Origin of the sequence: Thermobifida sp., from assembly GCF_017577275.1 — a bacterium.
GTDB classification, from domain to species: Bacteria; Actinomycetota; Actinomycetes; order Streptosporangiales; family Streptosporangiaceae; genus Thermobifida; species Thermobifida fusca.
Genome location: NZ_PITY01000022.1, coordinates 40,662 through 54,294 on the forward strand (window position 1 = coordinate 40,662; position 13,633 = coordinate 54,294).

The following is a 13,633-nucleotide window of genomic DNA, read 5'->3' on the forward strand; positions in this document are numbered from 1 at the left end:
ATCCCCTCACTCCAGGAAGAACAGGGAGAGTTCGACGGACCCCGGGCTGCCTCCGGTCCACAGTTCCCGGTATTTCGCGTTCGCGAACTGGGGGATCTCTTCGATCGCGATCTCCGTGACGTCGGCGGCGAACTCTTTGGCTGCCCCGATCTGTTCCCTGCTGCCGCTGCCGAAGGCGATGACGAAACCGATCTCCCGCCGCTCGGCCAGGTGCTCCCGGCACTTGTCGCTGGGCTCGCCGTAGCCGTCGCCGGTGGTGAAGTCGCTGTCGTCCGGATCGGAGAGGATACGTTCGAGTTCGGACACGACCCTGTCTCGGTCCACGGTGAATCCGCTGCCCAGCCGGACCGTGAATTCGCAGGAATCAGGGCTCAGCAGTTTCTGTGGGGGCGGCGGAGGGGGTTCCGGGGCTTCGGGGGCGTGCTGTGCGCTGAGCGAGACGAGGAACAGCACCAGCAGCAAGTCAGCAAAGAGCCAGCCCGCCAAGTGGATCGCTGGAATCCGACTGCTGGTGCGTGCGCGGCGTCTGGTCAGGACCATGAGTCCTCCTCGCGGCCGCCCACCAGTTCCTCATTCCGACGCCGGGTCACGTCGTGCTGCACAGTCTTAATGAAGAAGGCGAGTTCGTCGGAGAGAGCAGTGAACTCGTCGACGGCACGCCGCAAGGTGTTGCTGGACTGTTCGGTGAAGGCGCCCAGCTTGTCCTGGGCCGTGGCCAGCTCCTCGGAGACCCGTTCCAGTTTCTCCAAGGCTGCGGTGACCCGGTCCATTGTGTCCGTAGCGAACTGCGCAGACTCGGTGATACTCCGCTCTACGAGGGTGGTCTGCTGCTGCAGCAGTTCCAGGATGCGGCGGGTCTGCTCGCCGAACCGCTCCTGGCCTTCGACGGCGCTGTGGGTGAGCGTGGTGAGGCTTTCGAGGAGTTCGGCGGGGGTGCGGGCTTCGCGGACCGCGTCGGCGAGCTGCCCCATCCGGGTCTGCCATTCGTCGAGCGCCTGGATGAGCTGTTCCCGGGGGTCCCCGGCGAGCGCTTCGGCGATGCCGTCGGCTGCTTGGCGCATGTCGGCTGCGGCCCCGTGCATGCTGTCCGTCGCGGCGCTCAGCGCGTTCTCCATGCCGGCCATCGCCCGGCGGATCCCCTGCAGGGTCTCGCTGGCGCCGCGGATCTCCGTGCGCATCGAGTCGGGGCGGTCCGGAATCAGGTAGGTGGCCAAAGCCAGCAACTGGGTGATCTCCTCGCGCTCGCGGCTGCGGTCGCTGAGCGCGTCAGTGATCCCCTCCAGGAGGTGGACGAGGAGGGTCGCGCCGATCACGCCGAGCAGGAAGATGCAGACCCAGAGCGCAGTGGTGCTGAGCGGTTCGAACTGGCCGGTACCGGTGAAACCGCCCTGCTGCCAGCCGTACAGGAAGTTGGCTCCCTCAGGGGCGTCGCTGAAAGCGGACAGCACCTGCATGAGCTGGTACCACGTCCAGAACACTGGCAGGAAGATGAGGACGTCGCGGATCCCGCGCAGCAGCCACAGCAGCAGGCTCATCCAGCGCGGCGGCGGGAGGTCAGGCATGAGGGAGTCGGGTGGATAGGCGGCGACCAGGTCGGTAGCTGCCAGGTCTGCGCCGCCGTCAGCCAGGCTGCGTGCGAGAGAGCGCAGTAGTTGCGCGCTCGCCGGTGGCGCGGTGCTGGCGTGACGGTCGAGTTGTTCAGCGATGGCGGCCAGGTCGTGGGCACGGCTGTTCGAGGTGCTCACCTGAAGGTCTCCTCAGATGACAGCGATGGAGAGGTAGGGCTCGGTGCCGGAGGGGCAGAAACGGACTGGCTTGATTGGGGAACACCGTTCACCGGGCTGTTGAGCAGGCGGAAGCTGAAGTAAAGAATCAGGGCGATGACGGCGAGGATGATGAGGACAGCGGCGACCACAGCCAACGCAGTTCGCGCCCAAGGCCCCAGTCCCGGGTACGTGAAGGACTGCTTCTCTGGTTTCCGGGTCCGCGTTGTCCGCCCTGCCCAAGGGCGGAATCGCCGAAGCCGGTGCCAGCCCTCCACCACAGGGGACAGCCAGGTCCGTTTTCGAGCGGCAGCGGGAGGCGCAAACACCAGGGGGGCTTCGTCGCTGCGGTGCTGCCTCGGCCCTGTGCCGTAGGGTTCAGCGTCCCACTCTTCGTCGGCGACCACGGTGGTGTTGTCGTCGGCACCGTGCGCGGCTCCACCCGGCTCCGGCAGCCGGTAGGTTGTCGCAGCCCTCCCGGCATCCCGGTGCGGGGTCTCCGAAAGATCCTGGCTCTTGATCTCGGAGTCGCGGTCCTCCACGGCAGGGTGGGAGGGGTCCAGGGGGAGCGAAGGCGCTTCGCTCGTGTTCCTGGTGCTCTCCTCCCCTGCCCTAGGCCACAGCTTTCTTCGCGCCCCCCAACGACGGCCGGTCTCGGCTACGGGAGGGGCTCCGACCAGCTGAACCAGGCCTGGATGGCGCCGGAAGTGCTCCGACAGGTGGAGCGGGAAACTGTTCCACAGGCGTTCCGAGGTTGCGGTGTGGCCCCAGTGGGTGGCGGAGACACGGATGAGCGCCAGCCGGAAATAGGGGGGATCGGGGAACCGTTCCTCCCGCTCCAGTTCCCGCACTTTCTTTTCGGAAAGGGCGCGTTCGCGGTCCTCTGGGGGCATTTCTCCGCTGGCCAGCCACATCAGCTCTGCCAAGGCGAAGATGATGTCCAGCCCTGCCTCGCCGTAGGGGTCCTTTGTGTCGCGGAAGGCGTACAGTTTTTCTTGGAAGTATTCGTGCTCCTGGCACACCTGCTGGAATTCGTGCACCTGCAGCGCGCCGGTGCATCGCAAGTCGAAGAGCAGGCGCAGAGTCTGGAGGAATTCCTCCACTGTCTGAGCACGGAGGAGCCTGCCCGCCAGGTAGGTGCTCGCACCGTCGAGCGGCAAAGCGTTTCCCACGTGGGGAAACTCGCGCCAGATCCGGAGCCGCGATGCGATGGTGAGGTGTCGGGCCGCGATCGGCAGCAGGGAGTGGAACAGGGGGTGCCCACCGACGCGGGTGAGCTCCTGCTCCAACTGGCGGGACAACTGGGGGTCGGTCTGGCCGGCTTGGGGTGGCCCGTAGCCGAGCACGAGCAGACTGCCGAAGAGCTCCCGTCGCCGCTCCGCTGTCTCGTCGGCTAGTGCCTCCAGCAAGAAGCCGTTCTCCTGCAGTTCCGCACGGACCGCTTCCTGATGGTCCTGCGTCGCGGTGGCGCACTGCTGCAGGGCGCCGAGCAGTCCGCGGCGGAACTCCCGGGTCCCAGGGTCCCCCGTGTAGTGGGCAGCGAGGACGATCAAGTGTGCTGCGGGGACTTCCAGTTTCTCCACCAGGGCCTGGACTTCTGTGGCGGACAGGTCGGCGAGTTGCCGCGCGTGCCACAGCAGTACGCCGCGGTCGATGGTGGAGCGCCCCTGCCCCTCCTGCCATAGGCGGGCTATCCGGTCGAATACTGGTCGGATCTGTTCGCTGCGTTTGTGGGCTGAGCTGGGAGAAGTAAACAGCCGCTGGCCTGCGGCGCGCAGGCTGTCGAGTTCGGGGGTGTCCTCCCAGTCCAGTGCGAGGGAAGCCACCCTGCTCCGCAGGAACGCGGTGAGCTGTTCGGGCATGCTGGGCCAGTCCCGCCAGAACCGGCACAGTTCGGTCGTCTCGCTGAGGCTCAGCGTGGTGAATTCTCCCTGCGCCCAGCGCAGGCCGTCGTCTTGGGCCAGGTAGCGGCGGGCTTTGGCTACTTCTTCCCCTTGGGTGTCGATCCGGAGCGCCTGCCGCAGCAGCCGGTACAAGCCCTGGCGCTGGTAGCGCAGGTGGGACAGGCTCTGCAGGAGTTCCTGTGGGCGACGCGGGGTGGCCTGTGACGGGGCGGCGAGCACCTGTTCCACCAGGTAGCCGATGTCCTCTGCCCAGTCCTCCAGCGGCGCCCGGCTGGCAGGGGACTTGCGGTACCAGTGCGCGGGCGGGATGCGCAAGTGGGTCTTCTCTACGGTGACCGCGATTCGTGGTTGGACGGCGGCCGCTTGCACGTCCCCTTCCACGATCAGGGAGACGTCCAGCAGGCTCGCCAGTGCGTGTCCCAGAGCGTAGGGGTCGCTGGCCGCCCCGGCGAAGTGGAAGTGGTAGTCGGGGTGGCGGAGTACGTGCCGCAGCAGCGCCGCAACCTCTTGCGGATCAGCTCGGCCAGGAAGTGTGCTCGCGGCTTCCAGGTCCGCGGGGTCGAGCGCCGGCAGTTGCGGGTCGGCTAGCGAACCGTCCGCAGGGGGCAGCCATCCGTCCCAGTCTCGCAGGCCGAAGGCGAGCCGCGCAGTCAGCACGTCAGCCGTTCCCACGAGAGCGTGGAGCTGGTGGGAGCCCCGGGACGAGGTCGGTACCGCGTCGGCGCGGACGATCACTGCCATGCCGGGACGGGACTGCGGCCGCAGCAGTCCCAGTGCGGGCCGGTCGGGGTGCAGCAGTCCGACCAGGTCCCCGTTGTCCAACAGGCCGCTCCACCAGGCCAGGTCCCGCTGGCCCAGGGACGTCCCCACCGGGCCTATGCCGCGCCCGCCCAGCAGGTGCTGGTCGGTCCACCGGAACACCACCTGGTGGATGCGCTGGTCCCGCTCTCCGCGGGTTGTGCTCACCCCATCCCCCTTCACAGCGGTTCGCGCACACCTTTCACATAGGCGTGGTTGATCGTCTTCGGGTCGATGAGTCCTGTCATGGCGAACAGGGACAGCAGGGGGCGGAGGACACGCATGTGGCGGAACTTCCGCTTGTTGTAGTGCCCGTCCTGCTCCTCGCATCCGGTCGCCGAGGCGAAGTGGAGGGTGGCGTCCTCGAAAGCGTTGACCGGGTACAGCCATTCCCGAGCCCCGTTGGTCGCGCAGTAGACGTAGACGTCCTCGCTCTCCTCGTCGACGGTTTTCAGCACGAAGTCGTCGTCAAGCTCCAGCCACCTGCTGACCCAGTACTCCTTTTGGGCGAGCAGGAGGTCGGCTTTGGCGAGGACCACAACTGCGGGTTGCGGCAGCGGGTTCTGCGGTGTCTTCCCCTTGGCGCGCGCCACCAGCCGTTCGTTCTGGCGGAGCTTGTTGATCACGTTGCTGAACCCGGAGGGGTGGCGCAGGCCGCGGCGTTTCCCTCCCCAGCCGTACAGTGCTTGCCCGTCGGCGACGAAGATGTACGCGTCCAGGCCGTAGATGAACTGGAGGCGGCTGCGTGCTTTGGAGTCCAGGAAGAGCTCGCCGGCCACGTCGAAGAAGCTCACCACGTAGTCGGTCTCTTCGCCGGTCCAGGTGCTAGTGACCGTGTAGGCCATGCGGAACTCGACGGGGTCGTTCCGGCTGGTGCGGCGCAGGACGGTACGCCGGTCCGGGGCGAAGAATCCGGCGATGTCCTCCCGTTGCACGTAGTACTCCCACATCTCGGCGAAGGGTTCCACCTTCAAACCGAGCTCCGCGAGCCGTTCCTCCTCTTCCTGCATCCGGTAGAGCATCGCCGCCAGCAGGTGCGACTTGCCTGAACTGCTGGTTCCGATGAGTCCGATGTTGAGGGTGCGCCGGACCTGGCAGTACTCGTAGGGGATGTAGTGCGGTTCGGGCAGTTCGTTCTCGTCTGCCGGCGGCGGGAGGGGAGGGCTGGGCTGGGCCCCGGTGGTGCTCTCCCACCCGTCCCCGTCCTCGTCGGCGTCGTCGGCCAGCGAGAAAGGCGAGGGACCGGCGGACTCGTCTTCCTCCGGGTCGTCGAAGCCGATGCCGTCGGTGAAGGCGGCCGTGGGGCTGTCCTCCCCGGGACGGTTCATGACGACGGTTGTCATGTCGTCCAAGGGATCGGCTGTGCCGGGATAGTCGTATTCCCCCTGCACCAGGTCGAGACGCACTTCGCGACGGCATTCCAGGTAGGTGTTGCCGCGGTCGTAGGAGGCGACTCCGAGCAGTCCGCGCCGCCGGACCGCGTCGGTGACGTCGTCCACGACCTCCTGGGTGGCGATGTTGCGGATCACGCTCCTGGCGCGCGAGGTGTCGATGTGGGAAAGGCAGTAGGGACAGTTCACCGTCGGCGGTAGGTCCGCCGGGCGGCTCGGATAGCTCATCACAGGATCCTTCCCAGCAGTACGACAAGGACGATCACCAGGAGCAGCACCGCCGCCTTTCCGCTCACGAGCCGGGAGGCCGCTGCCGCCGGCTTCCCGATGCGGCCGAGCAGGCGGCGAGCGAAGGCCCCGATTCCTTCATCCAGCAGCACCCGCCCTAGGGACCGCGACGGCAATTCCTCTGAGACTGGAGGGGTCCAGCGCGGTTCGGCGGACGGGGGCGCGGGGGGATAGCGTCTGCGACGGATGTCCTCGTGCCTAGTCCGGATAGCCCGGAACCTGTGCCGCGCTTCGGCTTCCTCCGGGCTGTCCTCCCGACGCTCCGCAGGGGTTGCGGCGGCTGTGCTGTTTTCTACTGGCACGAGGCGGGAGGCCCGTGCCCAGGCTTCGGAGGCGCTGATGCGCCGCTCCTGCTGGTCGAGCGCAGCGGCGATGAGGTCACCCAGGCCGAACAGTCGACTGTTGAGTTCCCGCTGGTCGCCGGGGGGAAGTGTGTCGCCGTTCAGGGGTCGTCCGATGGCGACGTGGTAGAGCAGGCGGGCTGCGTCGGCCACGTCGATGGCGCCCTGCCGTCCGTCGGGGTCGCTGGCCATGCGGCGGTAGCGGGCCAGCACTGCCTCGCGCCGGTTCCACACCAGGCTTTCGGTGTTCACGGCACCGTGGACGTAGCCGACGCTGTGCAGGACGGTGAGCGCCTCGTAGATGTCGATGGCGATTTTGCGAACCGCTTTGGGAGGGACCGGAAGAATGCCGGGTGTCTGCTGGATTTTCGGTTCCAGGAAGAAGGGCTGTCCTCTTCCTTTGGGCATCCGCAGCACGAGCGTGCTCTGGGCGCCATTGGTGCCTGTTCTCGTCCCGACATACTCGGCGAGGCTGTGCGGGAATCTTCCTCCGGTCTCGTTCATGACCGCCTCGGTAGCCTGTTCCGCCAAAGCTGCCTCGGCGGCTAACTGTTCGGCGGTCTGCGGGTCAACCGCTTCGATGAGTACCTCGACCCGTTGCGTGTCACCGCTGCTGTCGTCCCGAAAAAAGTAGCGGTAGCGGCCGTCCCCCTGCGGCGTTCCGGTGGCGTACTCGGTCATCCAGTGGTTCCCGCCCTATTCGACGTCCGTTCACAGGCGTCGCTGTCAGCCATTCAACAAGTTTGATGAAAGACCCTAATAACCCACTCTAGGACTAGATCACCCCTATTTTTGGGGATATGCCGCAACATCACCGGGGAGATTCTCCTTTCCCCAGGTGAGCCGCCGAAGAGTACACCATTTGCAACCGGGAGTGCTGTTCGAGGGAGACCTCTCCCGGCGAACCACATCACTGCCGCCCCAGAATTCCCAAAAACGACATTCTGCTCTTTTGTTGCAGATAAGCGACACTTCTTCGGGCGGATTTCTTCCAACGATCATCACATTTTTGGGATTCCGGGATCGTCTGGACGGCCGCGGCAGAAAACCCTCTTCCCACCCGCGCCTGGTGACCGGTCGCCGCTCACAGCACCGGCGCCGCGCAGACACGGCCTTGCACCGCCGCGCCCAGGGCACTGCACTCCCAGGCATCCATCACGGCGCCCACACCAGGCACCCGTAGCTGCGCGGCCCTAGACCGCCGCAAAGACCCGGCCCGTCCACGGTCAGTGGGAGCCGCCCCGCAGCACACCCTTAATCCGTCGCAGCACCTCACCGAACCGGCGCTCCGCACCGTGGGTGGTGGGCCGGTAGTACTCTGCCCCGTCCAGCCCTTCAGGCAGGTACCGTTGGGCCACGACCCCGCCGGGATAGTCGTGGGGGTAGCGATAGCCCGCCCCGTGGCCGAGATCGGCAGCGCCCCGGTAGTGGCTGTCACGCAGATGGGCGGGAACCGGGCCGAGCTTGCCGGCGCGCACGTCGCTGATCGCGCGGTCGATAGCGGTGATCACCGCGTTGGATTTGGGGGCCAGGGCGATGTGGATGACCGCCTGGGCGAGGTTGATGCGGGCTTCCGGCAGTCCGACCAATTCGACGGCCTGGGCCGCGGCCACCGCTGCTTGCAGCGCCGTGGGATCAGCCATCCCCACGTCTTCGCTGGCGTGCACCACGAGGCGGCGGGCAATGAACCGCGGGTCCTCCCCCGCCTCGATCATGCGGGCCAGGTAGTGCAGAGCTGCGTCCACGTCGCTGCCGCGCATGCTCTTGATGAACGCGCTCACCACGTCGTAGTGCTGGTCACCGGAGCGGTCGTAGCGGACGGCGGTGCGGTCAGCCGCGCGTTCCACGTCGGCCACGGTGATCTCCGTGCGGTCGCCCGCGACCAGAGCGGCGGCTTCGAGATAGGTGAGGGAGCGCCGCGCGTCTCCCCCAGCCAGCCGTACGAGATGGTGGAGCGCTTCCTCGGTGAGGGTGTAGCGGCCTGCGAGCCCGCGCTCATCGGTGAGCGCCCGGCGCACCACGGTGCGAATGTCGTCATCGCTGTGCGCGTGCAGGGTGAGCAGCAGCGAGCGGGAGAGCAGCGGACTGATGACCGAGAAGAACGGGTTCTCGGTCGTTGCGCCGATGAAGCTGACCCACCGGTTTTCTACGGCGGGCAGCAGGGCGTCCTGCTGTGTCTTGCTGAAGCGGTGGACTTCGTCGACGAAGAGCAGGGTGTGGACCCCGCGCATGCCGAGCTCGCGTCGGGCCTCGTCGACAACGTCACGGATGTCCTTGACCCCCGAGGTGACCGCGGACAGTTCCACGAAGCGTCGCCGGGTAGCGCGGCTGACCACCGTGGCCAGTGTGGTCTTCCCCGTGCCGGGCGGACCCCACAGGAGGAGCGCCATGGGCGCGTCGTCCTCCACGAGCCGCCGCAGCGGACTCCCCTCGCCCAGCAGGTGCCGCTGCCCCACCACCTCGTCCAGGGTTCGCGGGCGCATCCGCACCGCGAGCGGTTCATGGGACCGGTGGGCTTCGGCTCCAGCGTCGTCGAACAGTGTTTCGGACACGGTTTCAGCCTAGTCCGCCGCCTGGTGCAGCTGCCCTGGCGCGGTAGCGGCGGGCCGGCATCTCCGATTCACTCGGGCCTGACGCGGAAACGCTGGCGCAGCAGGTATCCCAGCCCGCAGCACAGCAGCCCGATCCCGCTGCCAAGCAGTGCTCCGCCCACGGTGTCCGTCAACCAGTGCGCGCCCAGGTAGATCCGGCTCCACGCCATGGCAGCGACGACGACGGTGCCGCAGAGGGCCGTGGGGAGACGGGCCCGGGGCGGGCAGACCGCGCTGGCGGCGACGGCGAGCACCGCAGCGAACGCAGTATGCCCAGACGGGTAGGAGGCTGTGTCTTCCCACACGAGTGGATCGACCGGCCGGGAGCGGTCGAGCAGCCACTTGACCGCTGGGACCGCGACCAGCGAGGTGGCTGCCCATGCGGACACCACTAGAAGCGCTGCCGACCATTGCCGTCGCAGCAAGGGGAGGAGAAGCACCCCGGTGAGCGGGAGGGCGCCCCACGGCCATGCTCCGACACGGTGGAGCAGGACCGCCACCTTCGTCGCGGCTGGGGTCCGCGCTGCGGTGACCGTCTCGGTGAGGGCCGTGTCCCAGCCGAAAGGCCCGTGCTGGCTGCATGCCAGCACGAGGGTGAGGAGCGTGAACGCGGAGAGGAGGCCGCAGGCTCCCGCGCCGAGGCGTGCCACCGGGGCTCAGCGGACCCGGGCGACGAGGATAGCGATGTCGTCGCCGCGTCCCGCGGGGGCGAGCTCTGCGAGCGCGGTCGCCGCACCGTGGACGTCGGTGACTTTGGCGCTGAGTTCGCTGCCTACCGCGGCCAGGCCGTCGTCCATGTTCACTTCGGCGCTCTCCACCAGCCCGTCCGAGCACATCAGCAAGGTGCTTCCCGGAGGGAGCGGGCGGGAGCTCACCGGGTATTTCGCTTCCGCGTCCACCCCGACGGGCGGTCCGGTCTCGGGCTCCCACACTTCGAAGCCTGACTCGGTGGCGAGCACGACGGGAGGCTGCCCGGCCCAGGCGGCCTGCAGCTGTCCCAGGTCAATGTCGATCACCAGGTAGCCGCAGGTCGCAAAGACGATCTCCCCGGTTTCGGTGAGGAGCCGATTGGTTTCGGTGAGCACGGTTCCCGGATCGCTCTGGTTGGTGGCGTAGGCGCGGAACGCCATGCGGATCTGTCCCATAGCGGCAGCAGCCTCCACCCCGTGGCCTTGGACGTCTCCGACCACCAGGCCGATCCGCCGCCCGGGAAGCCGGATGGCGTCGTAGAAGTCGCCGCAGACCCGCCAGCCAGCTCGGGCGGGAAGGTAGCGCACGGCCACGTCCAGTTCGGAGAAGGCGGGGGGCTGCGGGGGCAGCATCCTCCGTTGGACGGCGTCGGCCAGCTCCAGTTCCGCGCTTTGGCGGTTGACGCGTTGCAGGGCCTGCCCGGCGAGTCCGGCCAAGGTCAGCAGGAGGGCGCGTTCGTCCGGAGTAGCGTGGTGGGGCTGGGTCCAGGCCACGACCCACACGCCGATGGCGGTTTTGCCGTCCCCGAACATCGGGACGAAAGCCCACGAGTGGTCGTCAGTCTGGCAGAGCGCCTCTCCTAGGGCGGGGAACCGCTCCAAGAGTTCGGAGCGGCTTTCGAAGAAGCGCGGCTGGCTGTCGTGGAGGACTGCCCCGACAGGGTGGGCGGAGTCCCGGTGGTTGTCGGGGTAGAGCCACTGCCCGGTGCTTGCCGTGCTCTCCGGGTAGAGGCGGAGCTCGGTGTCGTCGAGCAGCACGACGTGGGCGCCGTCACCGCCGAAAATAGGCGTGAACTCCCTGCTGAGCAGGTTGGTGACCTCCTGCACCGTGGTGGCGGAGACCAATTTGGCGGCGAGTTCGTTGACTTGACGGCCCTGGGCTGCTTCGATGCGGCGGCGGTCCGCCAAGCGGCGTACGAGCTGCACGTGCTCGGTCATATCGTCGACGATGCCGACCAGTCGGGGCCGGTCTCCCCCGAGGTAGGTGGCGCGCGCGTACAGCCATCGCTCGTCTCCTACCTGGTCGAACATGCGAAACCGCTGCTCGTAGTTGCCGCCCTGGTAGGCGGTTTCCAGTGCGGCGCGTAGCCGGGAGACGTCGTCCCGGTGCACTCGGGCGAGGCATTCTTCCAGGGTGCAGGCGTCCCCGGCGAGCATGCGGGCCAGCGGGGAGGGACCGAACAGTTCGCTCAGCGTGCCGCTGGTGAGGTCAAGGGACCACAGGGCGGTGTTCGCTTCCCTGAGCCGCAGCTCGGTCACGATGCGCAGGGTCTCTTCGTCGTGGCTGAGCAGCGAGAGCTGAATGACGACGCCCGCGGTTTCGCCGCCCGGTGCGGCGGGGAAAGACCGGGCTTGGACGATGGTGCGCCGGGACAGCCCGTCGGCGGTGCGGATCGTCAGGTCGGGCCACTGTCGGGGGGCGGCGCCCCGCAGTGCCTTGTTGTGCTGCTCCCAGGCTCGGCCGTGGTCGTCAGGGGTGAACAGTTCGGGCCAAGGACGTCCCGCGATCTCTGTGGACGGGCGCCCGAGGAGAGCAGTGAAAGCGTCGTTGACCGCGAGGACCGCTCCGGCCGGGTCAGCCACAAGCATCGCGGTCGGCGCGTACTGGAAGGCCGTGCCCGCCGGATCACTCATCCCTGCTACGAGGGCGTCAGTCTTTCCTCCAGAACCGGCGAAGCCGTCCGTTGTGCCGGTCGATCCGTTCACGTAATAGATCTTCCCTGTATCGTCGCGAATGTCCTGTCCGCACGCAGCGGACCCCTCCCGAACATCCGTTTTGTCCTGCCTTTGTTGGATACCCCCCTTGCGGCATTGCGGAGTCGAGGGGAAGCTTCCGCTCTGTCCGGTGATGTGCGGATCAACCGAATCAGAGTCGGAGAATGGTTCGCCCACCGGAATTCACTACAGATTTACCGCTCCGCCGGGCTGTTTTGCCAATCCCTTGAACTTTCTTGTGTCAGATGTCAGCGGGATTCTCGGCACACCGTCCACAATTCTAGCGGTTCAGAGCCCCAGCGCACCCGTTGCGACGTCGGACGTTTTCCGTATATGCGTCGGGCCTCGCCGCAATGCCCGTGGCGCGGCGAGGCCCGTCAACTGTGAGGTGAACTGTGTGCGCTAGCGTGCGGCGCCTTGCAGGCTCCCGGTGACGTCGCCTGCCGGGTCGTAGACGACGCACAGGATCTCCCGGTCTCCTGCCGCCCAGGACTCCGGGGTCGGGAAGTAGTAGCTGTAGCTGAGCGTGGACTGCTCCAGCGGGATCCCCACGAAGCTGTCGAACTCCGTCGAGCAGAAATCTTCGGCGAAGTTCTGGACTTCGGTATCCCCCGGGTAGGAGCCATCCGGCATATTCCCGGACGCATAGGCTTCGCCGCTGTGCGGTTCACTGCAGGGGACGGTGAGGACGGTCGAAATCTCTCCTTCGACCCCGGTCTCCTCTGCAGGAAGACAGTCGCCGACCTTGATGTCGAAGACGTCCTCCTCCGTCGTCGCGCTCGGGCTTGCCGGTTCTTCGAGGTCTTGTTCCATCTCGTTGAGGTCCTGTTCGAGGTCCCGCAGCGCCTCGTCCACTGTGGCGTCTCTCTGGGCCAGGAGCAGCCCGCAGCCAGATAGCGCGAGGGTAGCGGCAACGGTCGCCGTAACAGTAACGAACCGGCCGATCCCCCACCGGGGAGAACCCAGGGTCATCGAATCTCCACTTGTGTTGAGAACGGGGGTTTGATGCGGCGACTCGTGCGCGACTGACGGACGGCTCTGGCCGCACCAAGGAGCCACCCGGCCGGGCCACGTGCGGGGTCATGGCAGGCCCGACCAGCTTAGGGCCGAAGGTGGCGCCTGGTCTGGGGGCGCGACCTGAGTATTCGCCCGCAAGCCGAGGGATGGTGCGGAGAAATCCGCCCACTCGCTCACAAGTCACAACCGATTCGTGAGATGCCGCAGCAACCCCCGACAGTTCTCGTGACTCAAGTCACACAAGCAGAGGGTGTCGTCACAGCCAGGGCCCGGCCTTGCCGGCCGGGCCCTGCGGGGGTGGGTTGGTGGGGTTAGAGGAAGAAGACGCCGCTTGTCGCCACTCCGGCTTCGCAGGCGTTGCCGTACGTCTTCTCGAAGGAGACCCGGCGGTCTCCCCAGTAGCCGCGTGCGGTGGCCTTCACCGGGTCCCATACTGCGGGGCAGTAGGCGCCGGGCAGCGGACGCAGCCGCTCAAAGTAGCCGTCGACTTCCCGCAGGGCATCGCAAGCCTTCTCCGGAGAGGAGTGCGTACCTCCGTCGGGGGAACAGGTCAGTGTCACCCTCGCGTACTGGCTGACGGACGAAACCGTAGAGGTCGGGGAAAGGGTGAGGACGAAACCAGCCTTGGCCTGGGGGGCAGGGGTGATCACGGGGTCGGTGGGATTGGCAGAGGCGCTGGTTCCAGCACTAAGCACGGCAAAAGCCGTGGCCGCCACGAGGGCAAGGGAGCGGCGGAGGAACGTGGTGGTCATAGGTCACCTTTCGCCGATTCTTGCAAGGCACACGACGCGGGTGCTCCCCACGGACCGACAGCCCCACTAACGTCACTGTCGGCAACCAGTCCGCGACGTAACAT

The 13,633-nt window shown here is 67.1% G+C and carries 10 protein-coding genes; all 10 read right to left on the reverse strand.

Going from position 1 to position 13,633, the window contains the following annotated elements; genetic code table 11:
- Positions 1-6 precede the first annotated feature (6 nt).
- Positions 7-540, reverse strand: a complete 534-nt coding sequence (locus CW348_RS10150; protein WP_011292499.1) for a hypothetical protein — start codon at positions 538-540, stop codon at positions 7-9.
- A complete protein-coding gene (locus CW348_RS10155; protein ID WP_011292500.1) occupies positions 531-1,745 on the reverse strand; it encodes a hypothetical protein in 1,215 nt (404 codons plus the stop codon). Before CW348_RS10155 ends, CW348_RS10150 begins: the two co-directional genes overlap by 10 nt.
- Positions 1,742-4,633: a hypothetical protein gene (locus CW348_RS10160; protein WP_016188959.1), complete on the reverse strand. Its 2,892-nt coding sequence runs from the start codon at positions 4,631-4,633 to the stop codon at positions 1,742-1,744. The genes CW348_RS10155 and CW348_RS10160 overlap by 4 nt, the downstream gene beginning before the upstream one ends.
- Before the next feature lie 11 nt (positions 4,634-4,644).
- Positions 4,645-6,084: a hypothetical protein gene (locus CW348_RS10165; protein WP_104612758.1), complete on the reverse strand. Its 1,440-nt coding sequence runs from the start codon at positions 6,082-6,084 to the stop codon at positions 4,645-4,647.
- Complete coding sequence (locus tag CW348_RS10170) at positions 6,084-7,166, reverse strand: hypothetical protein (RefSeq protein WP_104612757.1); 1,083 nt, start codon at positions 7,164-7,166, stop codon at positions 6,084-6,086. The genes CW348_RS10165 and CW348_RS10170 overlap by 1 nt, the downstream gene beginning before the upstream one ends.
- Positions 7,167-7,711: 545 nt before the next feature.
- The gene (locus CW348_RS10175; protein WP_011292504.1) at positions 7,712-9,037 is read right to left on the reverse strand and encodes a replication-associated recombination protein A; all 1,326 of its coding nucleotides are present in this window, start codon (positions 9,035-9,037) and stop codon (positions 7,712-7,714) included.
- A gap of 68 nt (positions 9,038-9,105) precedes the next feature.
- Positions 9,106-9,726 carry a phosphatase PAP2 family protein gene (locus tag CW348_RS10180; RefSeq protein WP_016188962.1) on the reverse strand — a complete coding sequence of 207 codons (621 nt, stop codon included), beginning with the start codon at positions 9,724-9,726 and terminating at the stop codon, positions 9,106-9,108.
- Between the two features lie 6 nt (positions 9,727-9,732).
- The gene (locus tag CW348_RS10185; protein ID WP_169803313.1) at positions 9,733-11,679 is read right to left on the reverse strand and encodes a SpoIIE family protein phosphatase; all 1,947 of its coding nucleotides are present in this window, start codon (positions 11,677-11,679) and stop codon (positions 9,733-9,735) included.
- Between the two features lie 483 nt (positions 11,680-12,162).
- A complete protein-coding gene (locus tag CW348_RS10190) occupies positions 12,163-12,732 on the reverse strand; it encodes a septum formation family protein (protein WP_011292507.1) in 570 nt (189 codons plus the stop codon).
- A 356-nt stretch (positions 12,733-13,088) separates the two neighbouring features.
- On the reverse strand, positions 13,089-13,529 hold the full coding sequence (locus tag CW348_RS10195) for an SSI family serine proteinase inhibitor (RefSeq protein WP_011292508.1): 441 nt from the start codon (positions 13,527-13,529) through the stop codon (positions 13,089-13,091).
- Between the last annotated feature and the right edge of the window lie 104 nt (positions 13,530-13,633).